At 63.2% G+C, this 18,744-nt stretch carries 19 protein-coding genes; 7 read left to right on the plus strand and 12 right to left on the minus strand.

Translation table 11 applies throughout. The annotated features are described in order from the left end of the window. The first annotated feature begins 59 nt into the window (after nt 1-59). Both G557_RS0104260 and G557_RS0104265 read left to right on the plus strand, forming a co-directional pair. Complete coding sequence (locus G557_RS0104260) at nt 60-635, plus strand: RsmD family RNA methyltransferase (protein WP_028245071.1); 576 nt, start codon at nt 60-62, stop codon at nt 633-635. Next, nucleotides 632-1,153 (plus strand): DUF3515 domain-containing protein, encoded by a 522-nt coding sequence (locus G557_RS0104265; protein ID WP_084626995.1) that lies wholly within the window; start codon nt 632-634, stop codon nt 1,151-1,153. The genes G557_RS0104260 and G557_RS0104265 overlap by 4 nt, the downstream gene beginning before the upstream one ends. Nucleotides 1,154-1,180: 27 nt before the next feature. Here the strand turns inward: G557_RS0104265 and G557_RS0104270 are convergent, their stop codons facing one another. The 6 genes from G557_RS0104270 to G557_RS0104295 all read right to left on the minus strand — a co-directional run bounded on the left by G557_RS0104270 (nt 1,181) and on the right by G557_RS0104295 (nt 7,306). Beyond that, entirely contained in the window at nt 1,181-2,275 is a 1,095-nt protein-coding gene (locus G557_RS0104270) for a D-alanine--D-alanine ligase family protein (RefSeq protein ID WP_028245073.1), read from the minus strand. A gap of 11 nt (nt 2,276-2,286) precedes the next feature. Then, nucleotides 2,287-3,300, minus strand: coding sequence for an NAD(P)H-dependent glycerol-3-phosphate dehydrogenase (locus G557_RS11680; protein WP_051224509.1), 1,014 nt, complete (start codon nt 3,298-3,300; stop codon nt 2,287-2,289). Further along, nucleotides 3,297-4,055 (minus strand): lysophospholipid acyltransferase family protein, encoded by a 759-nt coding sequence (locus G557_RS0104280; RefSeq protein WP_245542765.1) that lies wholly within the window; start codon nt 4,053-4,055, stop codon nt 3,297-3,299. Before G557_RS0104280 ends, G557_RS11680 begins: the two co-directional genes overlap by 4 nt. After that, nucleotides 4,022-4,621 (minus strand): 3-isopropylmalate dehydratase small subunit, encoded by a 600-nt coding sequence (gene leuD, locus G557_RS0104285; protein ID WP_028245075.1) that lies wholly within the window; start codon nt 4,619-4,621, stop codon nt 4,022-4,024. Before leuD ends, G557_RS0104280 begins: the two co-directional genes overlap by 34 nt. Before the next feature lie 3 nt (nt 4,622-4,624). Further along, the gene (leuC, locus tag G557_RS0104290; protein ID WP_084626996.1) at nt 4,625-6,157 is read right to left on the minus strand and encodes a 3-isopropylmalate dehydratase large subunit; all 1,533 of its coding nucleotides are present in this window, start codon (nt 6,155-6,157) and stop codon (nt 4,625-4,627) included. Between the two features lie 129 nt (nt 6,158-6,286). Then, a complete protein-coding gene (locus G557_RS0104295) occupies nt 6,287-7,306 on the minus strand; it encodes a TerC/Alx family metal homeostasis membrane protein (protein ID WP_051224515.1) in 1,020 nt (339 codons plus the stop codon). 279 nt (nt 7,307-7,585) lie between these two features. Here G557_RS0104295 and poxB point away from each other — a divergent pair, with 279 nt between their 5' ends. Further along, nucleotides 7,586-9,310, plus strand: a complete 1,725-nt coding sequence (gene poxB, locus G557_RS0104300) for a ubiquinone-dependent pyruvate dehydrogenase (protein WP_028245078.1) — start codon at nt 7,586-7,588, stop codon at nt 9,308-9,310. Nucleotides 9,311-9,507: 197 nt separating this feature from the next. On the opposite strand, the gene G557_RS11685 is transcribed toward poxB, so the two are convergent. The 3 genes from G557_RS11685 to G557_RS0104315 form a co-directional block, all read right to left on the minus strand. Next, nucleotides 9,508-10,854: a cation:dicarboxylate symporter family transporter gene (locus G557_RS11685; RefSeq protein WP_084626997.1), complete on the minus strand. Its 1,347-nt coding sequence runs from the start codon at nt 10,852-10,854 to the stop codon at nt 9,508-9,510. Between the two features lie 134 nt (nt 10,855-10,988). After that, nucleotides 10,989-12,467 (minus strand): cardiolipin synthase, encoded by a 1,479-nt coding sequence (gene cls / locus G557_RS0104310; RefSeq protein ID WP_028245079.1) that lies wholly within the window; start codon nt 12,465-12,467, stop codon nt 10,989-10,991. A 21-nt stretch (nt 12,468-12,488) separates the two neighbouring features. Further along, the gene (locus tag G557_RS0104315; protein ID WP_028245080.1) at nt 12,489-12,794 is read right to left on the minus strand and encodes a chorismate mutase; all 306 of its coding nucleotides are present in this window, start codon (nt 12,792-12,794) and stop codon (nt 12,489-12,491) included. A 111-nt stretch (nt 12,795-12,905) separates the two neighbouring features. Here G557_RS0104315 and G557_RS13290 point away from each other — a divergent pair, with 111 nt between their 5' ends. Next, nucleotides 12,906-13,373, plus strand: a complete 468-nt coding sequence (locus G557_RS13290) for a Rho termination factor N-terminal domain-containing protein (protein WP_051224519.1) — start codon at nt 12,906-12,908, stop codon at nt 13,371-13,373. 16 nt (nt 13,374-13,389) lie between these two features. Here G557_RS13290 and G557_RS0104325 read toward each other — a convergent pair whose 3' ends face one another. The 3 genes from G557_RS0104325 to G557_RS0104335 all read right to left on the minus strand — a co-directional run bounded on the left by G557_RS0104325 (nt 13,390) and on the right by G557_RS0104335 (nt 16,104). Further along, nucleotides 13,390-14,055, minus strand: coding sequence for a methionine ABC transporter permease (locus G557_RS0104325; RefSeq protein WP_036961120.1), 666 nt, complete (start codon nt 14,053-14,055; stop codon nt 13,390-13,392). Further along, entirely contained in the window at nt 14,055-15,089 is a 1,035-nt protein-coding gene (locus tag G557_RS0104330) for a methionine ABC transporter ATP-binding protein (protein ID WP_028245082.1), read from the minus strand. Before G557_RS0104330 ends, G557_RS0104325 begins: the two co-directional genes overlap by 1 nt. A gap of 115 nt (nt 15,090-15,204) precedes the next feature. Continuing rightward, a complete protein-coding gene (locus tag G557_RS0104335) occupies nt 15,205-16,104 on the minus strand; it encodes a MetQ/NlpA family ABC transporter substrate-binding protein (protein ID WP_028245083.1) in 900 nt (299 codons plus the stop codon). A gap of 200 nt (nt 16,105-16,304) precedes the next feature. On the opposite strand from G557_RS0104335, the gene G557_RS0104340 reads away from it, so the two are divergent. From G557_RS0104340 to G557_RS0104350, 3 genes are read left to right on the plus strand one after another with little or no spacing between them, the layout of a single operon-like run. Further along, entirely contained in the window at nt 16,305-17,594 is a 1,290-nt protein-coding gene (locus G557_RS0104340) for an aminotransferase class V-fold PLP-dependent enzyme (RefSeq protein ID WP_028245084.1), read from the plus strand. Then, nucleotides 17,591-18,043 carry a Fe-S cluster assembly sulfur transfer protein SufU gene (sufU, locus tag G557_RS0104345; protein ID WP_028245085.1) on the plus strand — a complete coding sequence of 151 codons (453 nt, stop codon included), beginning with the start codon at nt 17,591-17,593 and terminating at the stop codon, nt 18,041-18,043. The genes G557_RS0104340 and sufU overlap by 4 nt, the downstream gene beginning before the upstream one ends. A 46-nt stretch (nt 18,044-18,089) precedes the next feature. Beyond that, nucleotides 18,090-18,743, plus strand: a complete 654-nt coding sequence (locus tag G557_RS0104350; protein ID WP_036961123.1) for a TRIC cation channel family protein — start codon at nt 18,090-18,092, stop codon at nt 18,741-18,743. The last annotated feature ends 1 nt before the right edge of the window (nt 18,744 follow it).

The following is an 18,744-nucleotide window of genomic DNA, read 5'->3' on the forward strand; positions in this document are numbered from 1 at the left end:
ACACCGACATCCCGTCTGCCGTCACCCGCTGACCCTGCGCACAGTGCGAGACTGGAGGCATGACCCGACTGATCGCCGGCGACGCCGGAGGCCTCACGCTGCACACACCTGACTCGCGCACTCGACCAACCACCGGGCGCACCAGAGAGGCGTTGTTCTCACGCCTCGACGCCCGACTCGACTTCACCGATCTGCGTGTACTCGACCTGTTCGCAGGTTCCGCCGCTCTCGGGCTCGAGGCGATCTCGCGCGGTGCCGAGCAGCTGGTGGCGGTCGAGAAGGGCCGCACCGCCGCATCCATCGCCGCACGCAATGCCCGGGAGGTCGCCCGCGCCATGCCTCACCGCACCGTCCACATTGACGTCGTGCCTCAACGGGTCGAGACCTGGCTTGCCCAAGCACCGCGCGACCACTTCGACCTGGTGTTCATCGACCCGCCATATGATCTCGACAACGCCGCACTGACACAGGTGCTCGTCGACCTGCTGCCCGCCCTGGCCACAGCAGCCGACGTGGTGATCGAGCGCTCGATGCGCAGTGGCACGTTTGCCTGGCCCGATGGCTACCGCGAAGTGGCCGCACGCCGCTACGGCGAGACGATGCTGTGGTTCGCTGAAGGTAGGCTTGAGGCATGAGTCTGTCGTACCCCGATGAGTCGTCTGCTGCGGTCTGCGATCGCCCGGTTCACGCCCTCCGCACCCGTCGACTTCGATCAGCGGCACTGACCGCCCTGCTGGTCGGGCTCACGGCTCCGCTGCTCTCGGGCTGCTCGGGCACCGTGTCGATGACCGCTGCTCCCGACGCCGACGACCCCGCCTGCGCAGAGATCACCGTGCGCCTGCCCGAAACGCTCTCAGAGCTGCCCAAGCGCAAGACCAATGCCCAGGCCACCGGGGCATGGGGTGACCCTGCTGCTGTGGTGCTGCGCTGCGGTGTGCGGGTGCCCGAGGTGTCTGACAGCACCTGCGTGACCGTCGGCGACATCGACTGGCTGGTCGACGACACTGACGCCCCGACCTATCGCTTCACCACCTACGGCCGCACGCCTGCCACTGAGGTGCTCATCAACTCTGAGTCGGCCTCGGGCAACGCCGCGTTGGCAGAGCTGGCCAACATCGTCGCACGAATCCCCGCCGACAAGCGCTGCCAGTGACGCTTCGCGGTGACGGCGTGCGACGGTTCAGCCGCGCGCGGCGGTCGCTTGCTCGAGCAGGTCGGTGATCAGGTCGCGGTAGCCCACCCCCGAAGCCTCCCACAGCATGGGAAACATCGAGATCGGCGTGAAACCCGGAATGGTATTCACCTCGTTGACCACCACCCCGTCGGCGGTCAGAAACACGTCGACCCGAGCCAGCCCACGGCAGTCGAGCGCTTCGAAGGCCGCTTTGGCCACTCGCCGCAGCTCAACCAGCTCGGTGTCGGTAACCTGCGCCGGGCACACGGTGTGTGCCGGGCTGTCGGGGAGGTACTTGGCGTCGAAATCATAGAAGCCATCACCGTCGACCACGATCTCGCCGGCGACCTGCGACACGCGGGTGCCCGAGCCGTCTCGTGAGCCGAGCACGGCCAGCTCAATCTCGCGACCGACGAGGCCTGCCTCGACCAGCGCTTTGTCGTCTTCGGCAAAGGCCACGTCGAACGCCTGCGCGAGCTCGGCGGCGTCGGTCACTTTCGATACCCCCACGCTCGATCCCGCGCGGGCGGGTTTCACAAACACTGGATGCCCGAGTGCGGCGATGCGCTCGCGCACCTCGTCTGGCGCGCTGCGCCACTGCTCAAGGGTGACTGTCTGATAGCGGCCCACCTCAAGCCCCGCGGCTTGCAGCACGATCTTGGTGTACTGCTTGTCGGTGCCCACTGCCGAGGCCAGCACGCCGGAGCCCACATAAGGAATGTCAGCCAGTTCGAACAGCCCCTGCACTGTACCGTCTTCGCCGTATGGGCCGTGCAGCAGCGGCAGCACGACGTCGATGACCGCGAGATCGCGCAGCGCGCCGTCGCCATTCGTCGCCCGGAGGGTGCGGTCACCAACCTCGCTCGGCCAGATGACCTCAGTGTCGCTGTCGGCGAGCTCGGGCAGCCGGCCGTCGCTCAGTGTGAACTGTGCAGCATCGTCTGGCTGGGCCACGAATCGACCGTTCGCCGTAATACCGATCGGCACCACCTCATAGCGGTCGCGGTCGATGGCGGCCAGCACTCCCCCGGCTGTCGCAACACTGATGGCGTGTTCGCTTGAGCGACCGCCGAAGACCACAGCCACGACTTGCTTCGACATCTGAGTACTCCTCATCGGTAGCGAGGTGCGCCGGGTGCGACCTCATCATTGCGCGGGGTGATATGCGGGGTCAGATCGGCCGGGCGCAGGCTCCCGTCAAGAACGTTTGACACTTGGGTCACGATGGGCATGTCGACCCCGTGCTCAAAAGCCAGGTCGAGCACCGGTCGAACTGAGCTGAGACCTTCAGCGGTCTGCTCCATACGCTCGACGACCTCGGTCAGTGGGTGCCCTTCGCCGAGCAGCCGACCGGCGGTGTGGTTACGCGACAGTGGTGACTCACAGGTGGCGATCAGATCGCCCAAGCCGGCCAGACCCATGAGGGTCTCGGGCTGACCACCGAGTGCCACCGCGAATCGTGAAATCTCATCAAGACCGCGGGTGATGATCGAAGCTTTGGTGTTCTCGCCGTAACCTGCTCCAGTCACGATGCCGACGGCCACCGCGATCAGGTTTTTGAGCACGCCACCGTACTCGGTACCCACCACGTCGTTATTGGCGAACCCTGAGAAGTATCGGTTGGTCACCAGCTGGGCGACCTGTTCGGCCACGACTGGGTCGCTGGAGGCGACCGCCGCCGCCGCGGGCTGCTCCAGCGCAATCTCATGAGCGATGTTTGGGCCAGAGAGCACCGCGAGCGCATCCGCATCCCAATCAATCTCACTGATGATCACTTGACTCATGCGCAGCATACTGCCCCGCTCAAGCCCTTTGATCAGGCTGACCAGCACGGTTTCTGGTTGCAGGTACCGGGCAAGTCTGGCCACCGTCGCGCGCAGATGCTGTGACGGCACAGAGAGAAACACGTGTGAGGCCCCCGCCAGCTGCGCCTCATCGGTGCTGGCAGTCAGTCGCGCGGGCAGCTCGATGTCGGGCAGATACTGTGCATTGACGTGCGTCCCGTTGATCTGCTGGGCCACCTCGGCACGCCGGGCAAGCAGCGTGACGTCATTGCCGGCATCAGCCAGCACTTTTGCGAACGTAGTGCCCCAGTTTCCGGCACCGACCACGACTGTGCGCGTCACTGAGCCCCCTGTGTCGCGTCGGTGGAGGTCTCGGGCTTCGGGCCGCGCAGCGTCTCGAGCTGAGTCGTGATGGCCGACATCACCTCGTTGGTGGCGGTCTGGATGTCAGCAGCATCGTGCAGCCCCGTGAAGCGTTCGGCAGCGATGGGCTCGCCCACCTGCACCGTGAAATGCCGTCGCGGGAAGATGCTGAGCCCCTTGCCATAACGGGGCAGAATCTCTTGTGCGCCCCAGTGCGCGATCGGCACGATCGGTACCCCAGCCTCGGCAGCCAGGCGCACGGCACCCGACTTGCCTTTCATGGGCCACAGCTCGTCGTCGCGAGTGAGGGTGCCCTCTGGGTAGATCTGCACGCATTGGCCCTCATCGAGCCAGTGCCGCGCATCGCCCACCGCTGCCCCTCCTCGGCCGCCCCGGTCGACCGGAATCTGACCGGAGGTGCGCAGCACCCAGCCGACGACCGGGATGGTGAACAGCGACGCCTTCGCCATGAAGTGCGGCATGCGCCCAGTGGCCCAGACAAAGCGAATCAGAAAGATGGGGTCGAGCTTGGTGATGTGGTTCGACACCAGGATGTATGGCCCCTTGGGCAGCCGGTCAAGGCCGCGAAACTCACACCGGGCCAGAATTTTGGTCAGCGGCACGATCAGCAGCGCCACGACATACGCGATGAACGGATACTCGCGGCGCCTCGATCGCCGCAGTTCACGGGTGCGGGCGCTCACTGGCGCACCGGCAGAGTCTTCGGACGCCAAGCTGCACGATGCTGCTCGAACTCGTCGATGGCCGCTTCGTCGCGCAGGGTCAGCGCGATATCGTCAAGCCCTTCGAGCAGCCGCCAGCGCACGTAGTCGTCGATCTCGAAATCGAAGTGCTCATCGCCGACGGTCACGGTTCGGCTGACCAGATCGACAGTGATCTCGCGCCCGGGCTGTTCGTCGATCAGCTGCCAGATGCGCTCGATGTCAGGCTCGGCCACCACTGCGGCGAGCAGCCCCTGTTTGCCCGCGTTGCCACGGAAGATATCACCGAAGCGCGGCGAGAGCACCACCCGAAAGCCGAAGTCGTGAAGCGCCCACACCGCGTGCTCACGCGACGACCCGGTGCCGAAGTCATTACCTGCGACCAGGATGCGCGCATCAGCAAAATGCGGGTCGTTGAGTACGAACTCGGGATCTTGCATCCAGCGGTGAAACAGCGCGTCTTCGTAGCCGGTTTTGGTCACGCGTTTGAGATAGACGGCCGGCAGAATCTGGTCAGTGTCGACGTTGGAGCGCTTCAGCGGCGCAGCCACCGCGGTCAGCGTGGTGAACTTCTCCATGTCTCAGTGACCTCCTGCGGTCGTGGCGGTGAAGGCGCTGGCGTGTGCCAGTTCGTCGGCGCTGATGCCCAGATCAGACGGCGATGACAGCGTACCGCGAACGGCGGTCGCTGCGGCGACAGCGGGCGACACGAGGTGGGTGCGCCCGCCTTTGCCCTGCCGGCCCTCGAAGTTGCGATTCGACGTGGATGCGCAGCGTTCGCCGGGATGCAGCTGGTCAGGGTTCATGCCCAAGCACATCGAACAGCCGGCGAACCGCCACTCGGCGCCGAACTCGGTGAACACACGATCGAGCCCCTCGGCCTCGGCCTGCAATCTCACCTTGGCAGAACCCGGCACGATCATGACACGCACGTCTTCGGCTTTGCGGCGACCGGCCAGAATGGATGCGGCGGTGCGGAGATCTTCGATGCGCCCGTTGGTGCACGAGCCGATGAACACGGTGTCGACGTGGATGTCACGCAGCGGCGTGCCCGGAGCGAGATCCATGTATTCGAGTGCTCGACGTGCCTCGGCCTGCTCGTTCTCTTCGACGAACTGCTCGGGATCGGGCACACGTGCGCTGAGCGGCGCCCCCTGCGCGGGTGTTGTGCCCCAAGTGACGAAGGGCTCCAATGCATCGGCATCGATGAACACTTCGCGGTCGAACACCGCTCCCTCGTCGGTGGGCAGCGTCTTCCAGTACTCGAGCGCCTCCTGCCAGGCCTCGCCCTGGGGAGCATGTGCACGACCCTTCACGTAGTCAAAGGTGGTCTGGTCTGGGGCGACCAGACCGGCACGAGCACCGGCCTCAATCGACATGTTGCAGATGGTCATTCGCCCCTCCATTGAGAGCGCACGAATGGCCGACCCGCGATACTCGAGGATATGCCCCTGCCCGCCGCCAGTGCCGATCTCAGCGATGACGGCAAGGATGATGTCTTTGGCGGTGACCCCGGGGCGCAGCGTGCCCTCAACATTGATCGCCATGGTCTTGAACGGTTTCAGTGGCAGAGTCTGCGTGGCCAGCACATGCTCAACCTCACTGGTGCCGATGCCCAGGCCGATCGCGCCGAATGCGCCGTGGGTCGAAGTGTGCGAATCACCGCAGACGACGGTGATGCCCGGCATCGTCAGCCCCAGCTGTGGGCCGACCACGTGCACGATGCCCTGCTGTGCGTCGCCCAGCGAATGCAGTCGAATACCAAACTCTTTGGCATTGGCCCGCAGCGTGTCGATCTGCAGCCGACTCACCGGATCGGCGATGGGCCGATCGATGGCGATCGTGGGAGTGTTGTGGTCTTCGGTGGCGATGGTCTGATCAGGGCGGCGCACCGGACGGCCAGCCTGGCGCAGACCGTCGAAGGCCTGCGGACTGGTCACCTCATGCAGCAGGTGCAAGTCGATGTAGACCAGATCGGGGGCACCGTTCTCACCTTTTTTGACGACGTGGGCATCCCAGATCTTCTCGGCGAGTGTGCGCGGTCGCTCAATTTGGTTGCTGGGTGTGGATGTGCTGCTGGTTCGGCTCGCCTCGTCTGGCGTGCGTGCTGACATGAGATCTCCGTATGCTCTCTTCTTCACAACAGACCACGACGACGCTCCGCGACGAGGAGGTCTGTTCAGAGCTCAGACTCGCCGCGGCTCGAAAGAAGGAGTCGCACGAACTGCATGCGTGCGATTTTATCAGATCTCTCGGGCACCGGGGCGGGAGCGGTGCTCCGGGTCGGCCTTGTCATCGGCTCGCACTTTCAGCAGGCTCGCCACCGTCGCCACGCCCATGGAGGCCAGGATCACGATCAGCGAGGTGACCGTGCTGATCTCCGGAGCCCACTCGATGTTCTGGCCGCCGTTGATGAAGGGCAGCTCGTTGACATGCATGGCGTGAAACACCAGCTTCACACCAATGAAGCCCAAGATGAAGGCGATGCCGTACTTCAGATATTCCAACTTCTCGAGCAGGCCGCCGAGCAGGAAGTACAGCTGACGCAGCCCCATCAGTGCGAACACGTTGGTGGCAAAGACCAAGAAGGCGTTCTGCGTGATGCCGAAGATGGCCGGAATGGAGTCGAACGCGAACAGCAGATCGGTCGTGCCGATGGCGAGGAAGACGATCAACATCGGTGTCCAGTAGCGCTGCCCGTCAATGGTAGTGCGCAGCTTCGACCCGTCGAACTCGTCAGTCAGGTGCACCCGCCGGCGCAGCAGCCGAATCATCAGGTTGTCGTTCTGGCCTTCAGAGTCGTCTTCTTTGCCAAAGGCCTGCTTGATCGCGGTGTAAACGAGATAGGCGCCGAACAGGTAAAACACCGCGCTCCAGCGCTCGATGATCTGCGCACCCAAGAGAATGAAGATGCCGCGCAGCACGAGAGCCACCACGATGCCCACCATGAGCACCTCTTGTTGGTACTTCTTCGGCACCTGGAACCGAGCCATGATGATCACGAACACGAAGAGGTTGTCGATGCTCAGCGAATACTCCGTGAGCCAACCGGTCAGAAACTCACTGCCGTGCTGAGCGTCACCGATCACAAACAGCGTGCCGGCGAAGATGAGTGCAAGCAGCACGTAGAACCCCACCCACAAGCTCGACTCGCGCATCGACGGCACATGCGGGCGTTTAACGACCAGCAGCAGATCGGCGATCAAAATGATCAGCATGATGATGGTGGCGCCGATTTCAAAGGCGACAGGCAATGGCTGCATGCGAAGGTCCTCTCGTGGGTCGGACGAAAGTCTCTCCCGCGCATGAGCCCGATCAGGCTGCGCCCTCGAGCCGGCTGAGCAAGAGCCCAGCGTACTGACGACTTCGAGGAAGGATGGGATACTCCCCTTCGCTGAGCACCAGACTAACACGCGCCAGCAGACACGCCCGACTGGCCAATCCACGTATACTTGCCGCCCAAGCGGGTGAGTCCGCCGAAGGAGCCGTCCTCTCCCCCGAGCACGGAGACGCAGAATGCGTCACCTGATACAGGAGGCAATATGTCTACCATCGCCCAAACCATTGTGAGCACGCTCAAGGCCAACGGCGTCAAACGCGTCTTCGGTGTCGCCGGAGACTCACTGAACGGCTTCACCGACGCGCTCCGGCGCGACGGCGACATTGCCTGGCAGCAGGTGCGTCACGAGGAGTCGGCCGCATTCGCTGCCAGTGCCGAAGCGGCACTCACCGGAGAGCTGGCCGTCTGCGCCGGCAGCTGCGGCCCCGGTAACCTGCATCTGATCAACGGCCTGTTCGACGCTCAGCGCTCCCGAGTGCCCGTGCTCTCCATCGCCGCCCACATCCCGAGCCAAGAGATCGGCTCTGGCTACTTTCAAGAGACCCATCCACAAGACCTGTTCCGAGAGGCCAGCGTCTACACCGAACTCGTCTCGAGCCCCGATCAGATGCCCCGCCTGCTCGAAATCGCGATCAGGCAGGCGGTTGAGAAGCAGGGTGTTGCCGTGCTGGTGATCTCCGGTGATGTCGCACTGTCTGACGCTGTCGATGAGCGCATCACGCAGATCACTCGAGCCCAGCCGGTGATCACTCCTTCAGCGGCCGAGCTGCGCCGCGCCGCGGAGCTGCTCAACGGCGCTGAGAAGGTGACCATTCTCGGCGGAGCTGGCGTGCAGGGCGCCCATGACGAGCTCGTCGAGCTGGCCGATACGCTTGCTGCGCCGACCGTTCACGCGCTGCGTGGCAAAGAGTTCATTGAGTACGACAACCCGTTCGATGTTGGTATGACCGGCCTGCTCGGCTTCGCCTCGGGGTATCGTGCCATCGAGGCAGCCGACGTACTGCTCATGCTCGGCACCGACTTTCCGTACCAGCAGTTCTATCCGAAGGATGCGAAAATCATCCAGGTCGATATTCGTGGTGAGCATTTGGGCCGTCGCACGCCGCTCGACCTCGGTCTGGTGGGCGACGTGGGCGACACCATCCGTGCGCTGCTGCCCATGCTCAACCGCAAATCCAAGCGCGCTCATCTCGACGACGCCCTCGAGCACTACCGCAAAACCCGACGCAAACTCGACGACCTCGCCACCGAAGACGGCGACCGCACCCCCGTGCATCCGCAATACGTCGCAAAGGTGGTTGACGAGCTTGCCTCCGACGATGCGGTGTTCATCCCTGACGTCGGCTCACCGGTGGTTTGGGCGGCACGATACCTCACCATGAATGGGCGGCGACGTCTGATCGGCTCCTTCACTCACGGCAGCATGGCGAACGCCGTGCCACAGGCCATCGGCGCACAGGTGGCCTTCCCCGATCGCCAGATCATCACGTTCTCTGGTGACGGCGGCCTGAGCATGCTGCTGGGCGACCTGCTCACGCTGACGCAGTCGAAGCTGCCCGTGAAAATCATCGTCTTCAACAACTCGTCGCTGAACTTCGTCGAACTCGAGATGAAAGCCGCTGGATTCGTCAACTTCGGCACCGACCTCGAAAACCCGAACCTGGCAGCCCTCGCCGAAGGCGCTGGTATCTTCGGGCAGCGCGTTGAACGCCCATCACAACTGCGAGCCGCGGTAAAGGCCGCCCTCGATCACGACGGACCAGCACTGGTCGAGGTCATCACCGCTCGTCAGGAGCTCAGCATGCCCCCGACGGTCAAGGCCGAACAGGTCAAGGGGTTCGCCCTCTACGCCATTCGCACCGTGCTCTCGGGCCGCGGCGACGAACTGCTCGACCTGACCCGCACAAACTGGCGGCAGCTGTTCTGAGTTTATCGGGCTCGGGCGTGCCGCCCGCCCGAGCCACGGCGGGTCGCACCGCCCACGCGGTAGCCGGCACGACCGCCAACACCAAACGGGCTCGGGCGTGCCGCCCGCCCGAGCCACGGCGAGTCGCACCGCCCACGCGGTAGCCGGCACGACCGCCAACACCAAACGGGCTCGGGCGCACCGCCCACGCGGTAGGGTCAGTGCCCGCCCTCGAAGTTGGCCTCGTCGAAGGGGTCTTGTCCGCTGAGCACACGATTGACCTGCTCGCGGTCGATCTGTTTTGTCCAGGTGCCGATCACCAAGGTGGCAATCGCGTTGCCGGCGAAGTTGGTCAACGCACGCGCCTCAGACATGAAGCGGTCGATGCCGACCACAATGCTGGTTCCCTCCACGAGGTCGGGACGAGCCGCCTGCAGACCACCGGCCAGCGTTGCCAGGCCCGCGCCCGAGACACCCGCGGCGCCCTTTGACGCGATCATCATGAACAGCAGCAGACCGATCTGCTCTGAGATCGACATCGGCTTGCCCATCGCATCAGCGATGAACAGCGCTGACATCGTCAGATAGATGGCCGTGCCATCGAGGTTGAACGAGTATCCGGTGGGCACAGTGATGCCAACGACGGGCTTGCTCACACCGATGTGCTCCATCTTGCCGATCAGACGCGGCAGGGCGCTCTCCGACGAGCTGGTGGCCAGAATCAGCAGGAACTCTTTGCCCAAGTACTTCAGGAATGAGAACACGTTGATGCGCGTCACCGCGTAGAGCACGAGACCGAGCACCACGAACACGAACAACGCACAGGTGATGTAGAAGCCCACCATCACCGAGACCAGACTGCCCAGACCAGACCAGCCGGTCGCACCGATCAATGCAGCCAAACCGCCGAAGGCACCGATGGGGGCCACCCACATGACCATGGTCAAGATGCGGAACACGAGTTTCTGCAAGTACTCCACCGCCCGAAGAATCGGCTTGCCCGTCTCGCCGAGCCCCTGCAGCGCAAAACCGGTGAGCAAGGCCACGAACAGGCCAGGCAGCACCTCGCCAGAAGTGAAGGGCTCGAAGAGGCTGGACGGGATGATACCCAAGATGAAGTCGGTGATCGACCCACTCTCACTGGTTGACGTGGACGTGCTGCTCGATCCGCTGTCAATCAGCGCCTGCACGTCAAGGCCAGTGCCAGGCTTGATGATGTTGCCCACGACGAGGCCGATGATCAGGGCCACCAGCGACATCACGATGAAGTAGCCGAGCGCCAACCCGCCGATGCGACCGACCGTCGCGGCTTTGGCAATCGAGCCGACACCGATCACGATCGTGCAGAAAATGATCGGCACGATCATCATCTTGATCAATGCGACGAATCCGGTGGCCAAGGGCTTCATCAGCTTGGCGATATCTGGATCGACCAGACCGAAGACGATGCCGAGCACCGCTGCGACGATCACGGCCACATAGAGCCACTTCGTCTTCGACTTCTTCGGCGCGTTGGGGGTGTCAGCGGTTTGAGGGACGGGGGTTGACTCAGGAAGATCACTCATCTTCGGATAACTCGCACTTCTTCATTGAAGGTGGCATGCGGGGCGTGGTCAGCGCGCCGGGCATGATACTGAACGAAACGATGCTACACCCGTACGCGCGCTGTGGTCTGACCAACAGCCCCCGACACACCGCGCTATTGCAGGGCCGAAGTCAGTCGACAGACGTTGTCGACCATGGTTTGGTACCACCGCCGCTGACTCCACTCGTCAAGTGTCAGCTGTGTGCTGCAGCGCCGATAGTCGGCCGCGATGGCCTCGAGCCGCTGTGCAATCGGCTCACCGTAGAGCAGCACAGTGACCTCCATGTTCAGCATGAACGATCGCATGTCCATATTGCTCGACCCCAGCGCACTGACCGTGCCGTCGACCACCACATATTTGGTGTGCAGCAGATCAGGCGGATGGTACCGCCAAATGCGCACGCCCATGCTCAGCAACTGCTCATAATACGAGCACTGCGCGTGGTAGACGAGCATCTGGTCGCCCCACTCTGAGACGTACAGGTCGACGATGACATTGCGGGATGTCGCATTGGCCAGCGCGTAGAGCATCGCCTCGTTCGGCACAAAGTAGGGGCTGACAATCTGCACGTGGTGTTCGGCCTGGTACAGCAGAGAGAGGAACATCTGCATGTTCGTTTCACGCGAATACCCCGGCCCACTGGGCACCACTTGGCTGAGCGTCGGCCCGCGCAGCTCGTGGCGATCGCGGGCGAAACGTTCGGGCAGTGACTCCCCCAACACCTCTTCGTCGCACTCGATGAACCAATCGGTGGCGAACACCGCGTCAAGCTCGGCGACCACCGGGCCGTCGAACCGTGTCCAGATATCGATCCAGCGCATCCCTCGGCGCAGCGCACGGCGCTTGTGGTAGCTGGGGTGAATGACATTGAGCGACCCGGTGAACCCGACCTCGCCGTCGATCGTGAGGATCTTGCGGTGGTTTCGCAGGTCAGGCCTTTGGAAGCGCCCCTTCAGTGGCTCCAACGGCAGCATGTAGGCCCAATGCACACCCAGCGAGTCGAGCACGCGCCGGGTCTTGGCAAAGCCCGGCACCCGCCGCGACGCCCAGAAGTCGATGAGCACCCGCACCGTCACGCCGCGAGCAGCCGCTCGCTGCAGCGCGGCGAAGAACTCTGCGGTCGACTCGTCGTAGGCGAGGATGTAGAACTCCACGTGAACCCGATCACGGGCTGCATCGATGGCCTCGACCATCTGTGCCAATGCTTGCTCGGTATCTTGCTCGATATGCACGTCGTTGCCTCCGACCAGCGGCAGCCCGGCCATACCCTGATTCAGGTCGACCACCTCGCCGAACCAGGCGGGAGCATCATGCAGCCCGATCTCGATGTGCTGGGTGGGAGCCTTGCCTCGGATGCGCAGAGCTGCCGCGCGCTCCTTGCGTCGACGCTGCCGCGGCAGATGGTTCGAACCAATCAGCAGAAAGAGCAGAAAGCCGAAGATCGGAATGATGGTGGCTGTCAACAGCCAGGCGGTACCCGACGCTGGGGTGCGGTTACGTGGAATCACGAGCAGGGCAACCACACGGAGCACGAGATCGAAAGCGATCACCGCCCCCGAGAGAATGATCGCCAACGACGAGAGGTCGTTCATCGCCGCACGCTCAGCACGCCGTCATCGGTTGCGCTGGGCCGAGGCCTCGACATGATGGTGAATGACCTCGGCGATGATGAAGTTCAAGAACTTCTCGGCGAATTCAGGGTCGAGGTTCGACTCGACTGCCAGAGCCTTGAGCCTGGCGATCTGGTCGCGTTCTCGATTCGGGTCGGTGGCCGGCAGCCCGAGATCAGCTTTAAGGATGCCCACTTCTTTGGTGCACTTGAACCGCTCGGCCAGGATATGCACGAGCGCAGCGTCGAAATTGTCGATGCTTTCACGAAGGTCGTGGAGACGTTCTGGGATCTCGGTCGGTGCAGCCATGCGCCCCAGTCTAAGCGACACGCATGCGAAGCTGTGGCTTTCAGGCACTTTCGTTCACTTCGGCTTGCTAGCATCAGCACAGACCGACACATCTCGAGAGGGAGAGCACAGATGGGCAAGCAGAACAAAGCGGAGAAAGCAGCTGCTGCAGCATTGGAGAAGGCCGAAAAGGCCATCGCCGAGGCCAAGAAGCTCGCTGCAAAAGCCGATAAAGATGCACGCAAGCACGCTCGTCGCCTGCAAACCACGCTCGAGAAGCTGGCACAGCGCGCCCAAGAGCGACTGGCAGAGCGCAACACCGTGACGACCCCGCCAGTCAAGACGCCGAAGGCGCCGGCTGCTGCAGGCAAGGCGAAGAAGGCCCAGTCGACGACCAAATCTGAGACCAAGCCGAAGGCTGCGGCCAAGCCAGCCACCGCATCCGAGCCGAAGAAGGCTGCAAAGCCTGCCGCCCAACAACCGGCCGGCGACGACCTCAGCGCGCTGACGGTGCCTGCTCTGCGTGCTCGTGCCAAGGCGGCCGGCCTCACCGGCTACTCACGACTCACCAAGCAGCAGCTGATCGACGCGCTGCGCTAGCGGCTGCGGGCCTCTCTCAGCGCCGCAGCCGACGCCGTGAGAGGCCGTTGCCGAGCCCCTGCACCACCTGCACGATCACCACGATGACCAACACTGTCGTCCAGGTAATCACCCAGTTGAACTGGCGGTAGCCATACTGAATGGCGTAGTCGCCGAGCCCGCCCGCACCGAGCACGCCGGCAATTGCCGACATGTCTATGATCGCCACAAAGGCGAAGGTGTAGCCGAGAATCAGTGACCCCAAGGCCTCGGGAATCAACACTGACCAGATGATGCGCGGCAGACTCGCGCCCATGGCTCGTGCTGCCTCGATCACGCCGGGGTTGACTGACAGCAGGTTCTGTTCGACCAGTCGTGCGATACCAAACGAGGCTGCGATGACCATCGCGAAGGTCGCCGCTTTGATGCCGATGCCGATGCCGACCACCGCACGAGCCAGCGGCTGCACTGCCGCGATGAAGATCACGAACGGAATAGGTCGGAAGAAGTTCACCACCACATTGATGATCTCGAAGACGACGCGATTCTGCAGCAGATTGCCTCGTCTGGTCAGATACAGCGCCATACCGAGGATGAACCCGAACACCCCACCGAGCGCCAGCGCGATGGTGACCATGTAAAAGGTCTCGCCAGTTGCCTCAATCAGCTGTGGAACCACCCGGCTCCAATCGACGTCCTGCATCAGCGCACCTCGTCAATGTCGTCGCCCACCAATTCGGCGAACACCTGATCGACCGCTTGGTCTGGGCCAGTGACTTCATAGAGCAGGTAGCCGAAACCTCTGCCCCGAACCGTTGAGACACCGCCATAGACCAGCTCGATGATCGCATCGGGTCTGCGTGCGACCGCCTGCTCGATACGAGATTGCACATCGTTGGTTTCGAGCACGCGTGCGCTCAGCAGACGGCCGGGGTGCCGCGAGCGCAGCTCATCGAACTCGCCATCGCCGGGTACTTGCCGCACCAGCGTGTGCAAGAACCGCTTGGTGACCTCGGACTGCGGGTTCGAGAAGGTCTCGTAGACCGGTCCCTGCTCGACGATGACACCGTTCTCCATCACGACCACGTGATCGGCGAGCGCACGCACCACGTCCATCTCGTGGGTGATGATGAGGATGGTGACCCCGAGGTCGCGATTGACTCGCCGCAACACGGCAAGCACTTCTTCGGTCGTCTCAGGGTCAAGTGCGCTGGTTGCCTCGTCGGCGAGCAGTATGCGTGGCGAGGTCGCCAGAGCCCGTGCAATGCCGACCCGCTGCTTCTGGCCGCCCGAGAGCTGCTCGGGGTAGTTCTTTGCCCGATCGGAGAGGCCGACGAACTCCAGCAGCTCGGTGACCCGCCGCACTCGTTCAGCCTTCGGCACACCGGCTATGCGCAGGGGAAACTCCACATTTTTGAACACGGTTTTTGACTCGAGCAGATTGAACTGCTGAAAAATCATGCCGATGTCACGACGAGCGGCACGCAGTTGCCGCTCTCGCAGTGCAGTGATCTCTCGACCGTCGACCACGATGCGACCACTGGTCGCCGGCTCAAGCGCATTGACCAGTCGCACCAGCGTGCTCTTGCCCGCGCCAGAGTACCCGATGATGGCCGTCACGCTACCTTCGGCGATCTCAAGTGAAGCATCGTCGACAGCCACGACGGTTCTTCCCCGCTGGCCGCGACCAGGTACAGGGTAGGTCTTCGTGACTCCGTCAAGTGTGATCAGCGCCATGTTCGTCCGTTCGTCATCGTGTGCGCCTTCGGTGGTCGGCACCACAGCGAAGGGCCCGGCTGGGAGGCCTGCTCCCCACCGAGCCCTTCGTGCATGGTACCGCGTTGTCTTCAGATCAAGCCGAGGCTTTGAGCGCCTCGGTCGTGGTCTTCAGCAGATCTTGCAGATCGCTGGCCGACTCCACAACTGGAATCGCGGTATTGCCTGAGGACTCCTGCAGCCCCTGCTGCACCTCAGCGTTGTCTTGGAAGATCTTGACGAGCTTCAGATAGGTCTCGTTGTCTTTGTCTTCGGCGCGCGAGACGAAGATGTTGATGTAGGGCTGAGCCGTGGCAGCGCTCGGGTCGTCTTTGGCGATGGGGTCGCCGCCGTCAGGGAACGCATTCTTGACATAGTCGTTGTTGATCACAGAACCAGCGACGTCATCGAGACCGTTGGCCGTCTGATCAGCCGAGACCTCGGTGACCTTCACCTTCGAGGCGCCTTCGTCGATGTCATCGAGCGTAGAAGTGGGCGTGCCGCCATCAGTCAGCGTGATCAGCCCAGCGCTCTGCAGCACGCCGAGCGCACGCGCACGGTTGGTGTCATCGTTGGGCACGAGGATGGTCGAGCCCTCTGGAATATCGTCGACGCTCGAGTGCTTCTTCGAGTACAGGCCCAGCGGGTAAATGGCCGTCGAGCCGATCGGGGTCAAGTCACCGTTGGCGCTCTCGTTGTACTTCGCCAGGTAGATGACGTGTTGAAACTCGTTCAGATCGAGTTCGCCCTCGGCCAGCGCCGGGTTCGGCTGCGTGTAATCGGTGAAGCCGACGATGTCGACGTAGATGCCTTCGGCCTTGGCCGCATCTTCAAAGGCGATCCACTGCGCGTCAGACTCGCCGACGACACCGATCTTCACGGGGTTGCCTTCGCTGCCCTTCGCCGAGTCTGTCGCGGTCGTGCAGCCGCCGAGCAGTGCACCGACAAGTGGTACGGCCACAGCCAGGCCAAGGATTTTCTTACTGGTGATTCTCATTGGGGGCAACGCCTTTCGTTGTGCATGTTCAGCATGCAAGTGCAGGATCCAGTGTCGAACACGCGTGTACCCCAAGACAAATCTTTCGTAACACAGATGACATATCGGGCATCATCCCCCACCTCCACCTGCGTGGGTCGACTGTCCCAATTCGCCAGTTGGCGCCTATCCTTGGGAGAGTTCACCGACGAAGGAAGCACATGACGCAGCAAGCCGTTCTGACCGCCGTGGAGATCGCGCAGATCCGCAACGACTTCCCCATTCTCGAGCAGCAGGTCAACGGCCACGAGCTCGTCTATCTCGACTCAGGCGCCACCAGTCAGAAGCCCATCAGTGTGCTCGACGCTGTGCAGGAGTACAACGAGATGCGCAACGCCGCCGTGCATCGCGGAGCCCACACACTCGCTGCCGGCGCCACCGAGCTGTTTGAGCAGGCGCGTCAGAAAGTCGCCGCCTTCGTGGGCGCCGATGACAGTGAGATCGCCTGGACCAAAAACGCTACTGAAGCGATCAACGCCGTTGCGTACGGGTTCATTAACGCGAGCGCCGGTCGAGGCGGCGAGGCCGCTCGCCAATTTGCTCTGCAACCTGGCGATGAGATCGTGACCACCGAGATGGAACATCACGCGAATCTCGTGCCGTGGCAAGAGGTTGCCGCACACACCGGCGCGACGCTGCGGCACATCCCGCTGACCGATGAGGGCACGCTCGATCTTGAGGCAGCACAAGCGATCATCGGCGAACGCACCCGTGTAGTGGCCTTCACACACGTGTCAAACGTGCTGGGCACGATCAACCCGGTCGACGAGCTGGTTGCTCTGGCCCGCGGCGTCGGCGCGTACACCGTGCTCGATGCCTGCCAGTCGGCACCTCATCTCCCCCTTGACCTGCATGCGCTCGATGTCGACTTCGCAGCCTTCAGCGGGCACAAGATGCTGGCACCCACCGGCATCGGGGCGCTCTATGGCCGAGCCGAGCTGCTCGACGCACTGCCGCCATTCATTACCGGCGGCTCGATGATCACCACGGTAACGCTCGACCACACCGAGTTCATGCCTGCCCCCACCAAGTTCGAGGCGGGCACTCAGCCGGTCGCTCAGGTGGTGGGCTTCGGTGCGGCAGTCGATTACCTCTCGCATATCGGCCTGGATCGCGTGGCCGCCTGGGAGCATGAGCTCGGCCAGAGGCTGGCGGCCGGCGTTGCTGACATCGCCGGCGTTCGACTGTTGGGGCCGGCACCGGGCACTGCGCGAGCCGGCATGGTGTCATTCGATGTGGCTGGTGTGCACGCCCACGATGTCGGCCAGGTGCTCGATGACCGTGGCATCGCGGTGCGCGTGGGTCATCACTGCGCCCAACCACTGCATCGCCGCTACGGAGTGACAGCATCCACCCGCGCGAGCAGCTACCTGTATACGACCGCTGAAGAAGTCGATGAGTTCCTCGATGCGCTCTCTGGCGTGCGGGCATACTTCGGGGTGGGCCGATGAGCGCCCTCCACCAGCTGTATCAAACCGTCATCATCGAACAGGCGCGTGAGCGTCAGGGCGGTGGTGAATATGCCGGTCATACATGGAACGGGCACTCGCACCAGGTGAATCCCACCTGCGGCGACGAGATCACGCTTGGCGTCGAGCTCGATGACTCCGGGCGCATTGCGCGAGTGGGCTGGGAAGGCGACGGTTGCTCGATTTCCATGGCCAGTGCATCCCTGCTCACTGAGCTGGCCCAAGGCCTGACTGTCGACGAGGCCCTCGAACGGGTGGCTGAGTTTCGTGAGGTGATGCATTCACGCGGTCGCCTCGAACCCGACGAGGAGCGTTTCGGTGACGCCGTTGCGCTAGGCGGCGTCAGCCGCTACGTCATGCGCGTCAAATGCGCCATGCTCAGCTGGGTGGCGCTTGAAGACTCGCTGCGTCGTAGTGCCGCCGACCGTTGACCTGCCCCGTGCACGCTTCCCCCAGAGACTCTGAGGAGAGACTTCAATGACCGCTGACGAGATCATCAACATCGTCTATCTCGTGGGCATCAGCTCATTCGCGGTGAGCGGCGTGATCGCCGCAGCCCGTGCCGAGCTCGACTTCTTCGGTGCGCTGTTGGTTGGGCTGCTGTGCGCTGTCGGGGGCGGCACGCTGCGCGAGACGCTGCTGGGCAACACCCCGGTCTACTGGATGCACAATCGCGTGATCCTGCCTACGGTGCTGACGGTCGCGGTGATCGCCTTCATACTCGTTCGCTACCTGGTGATTCCGCGGTGGCTGCTCGAACTCACCGACATCGCCGGTTTGGCGATCGTCACTGTGATTGGGGCGAAGGCGGCCATCGCCGCGCAAGCCACTGCCCCCGCGGTGTGGGTGCTCGCAGTGCTCACCGGTGTCACCGGTGAGATCATTCGCGATCTGCTGGTGAACCAGTCGCCGCCGACTTTGCTGGTGCGCGAAATCTATGCTGCTGCCTCGTTCGTGGGTGCCGTTGTGTACTGGGGCCATCATCGGCTCGGGGGCGACGACCTCTCAGGCACGATCATTGCGGTGACGGTGATCGCCGTGATCCGTGTGCTGGCGATCTGGCGCGGCTGGCACCTGCCGAAGGCTCGACTGCGTCTGCAACCGCACTCGAGCCTCGCAGACGAGCTCTGAG

The organism is Pseudoclavibacter soli DSM 23366, assembly GCF_000423505.1.
Taxonomy (GTDB): domain Bacteria; phylum Actinomycetota; class Actinomycetes; order Actinomycetales; family Microbacteriaceae; genus Pseudoclavibacter_A; species Pseudoclavibacter_A soli.

Bases quoted from the DNA above. Each gene is read 5' to 3' on its own strand.
- leuC (WP_084626996.1), bottom strand. From the start codon at position 6,157: ATGTCAGCACGCACGCCAGACGAGGCGAGCCGAACCAGCAGCACATCC.
- G557_RS0104350 (WP_036961123.1), top strand. From the start codon at position 18,090: ATGACCGCTGACGAGATCATCAACATCGTCTATCTCGTGGGCATCAGC.
- G557_RS0104295 (WP_051224515.1), bottom strand. From the start codon at position 7,306: ATGCAGCCATTGCCTGTCGCCTTTGAAATCGGCGCCACCATCATCATG.
- poxB (WP_028245078.1), top strand. From the start codon at position 7,586: ATGTCTACCATCGCCCAAACCATTGTGAGCACGCTCAAGGCCAACGGC.
- cls (WP_028245079.1), bottom strand. From the start codon at position 12,467: ATGAACGACCTCTCGTCGTTGGCGATCATTCTCTCGGGGGCGGTGATC.
- G557_RS0104265 (WP_084626995.1), top strand. From the start codon at position 632: ATGAGTCTGTCGTACCCCGATGAGTCGTCTGCTGCGGTCTGCGATCGC.
- G557_RS11685 (WP_084626997.1), bottom strand. From the start codon at position 10,854: ATGAGTGATCTTCCTGAGTCAACCCCCGTCCCTCAAACCGCTGACACC.
- G557_RS0104330 (WP_028245082.1), bottom strand. From the start codon at position 15,089: ATGGCGCTGATCACACTTGACGGAGTCACGAAGACCTACCCTGTACCT.
- G557_RS0104260 (WP_028245071.1), top strand. From the start codon at position 60: ATGACCCGACTGATCGCCGGCGACGCCGGAGGCCTCACGCTGCACACA.
- leuD (WP_028245075.1), bottom strand. From the start codon at position 4,621: ATGGAGAAGTTCACCACGCTGACCGCGGTGGCTGCGCCGCTGAAGCGC.
- sufU (WP_028245085.1), top strand. From the start codon at position 17,591: ATGAGCGCCCTCCACCAGCTGTATCAAACCGTCATCATCGAACAGGCG.
- G557_RS0104340 (WP_028245084.1), top strand. From the start codon at position 16,305: ATGACGCAGCAAGCCGTTCTGACCGCCGTGGAGATCGCGCAGATCCGC.
- G557_RS0104335 (WP_028245083.1), bottom strand. From the start codon at position 16,104: ATGAGAATCACCAGTAAGAAAATCCTTGGCCTGGCTGTGGCCGTACCA.
- G557_RS13290 (WP_051224519.1), top strand. From the start codon at position 12,906: ATGGGCAAGCAGAACAAAGCGGAGAAAGCAGCTGCTGCAGCATTGGAG.
- G557_RS0104325 (WP_036961120.1), bottom strand. From the start codon at position 14,055: ATGCAGGACGTCGATTGGAGCCGGGTGGTTCCACAGCTGATTGAGGCA.
- G557_RS0104270 (WP_028245073.1), bottom strand. From the start codon at position 2,275: ATGTCGAAGCAAGTCGTGGCTGTGGTCTTCGGCGGTCGCTCAAGCGAA.
- G557_RS0104315 (WP_028245080.1), bottom strand. From the start codon at position 12,794: ATGGCTGCACCGACCGAGATCCCAGAACGTCTCCACGACCTTCGTGAA.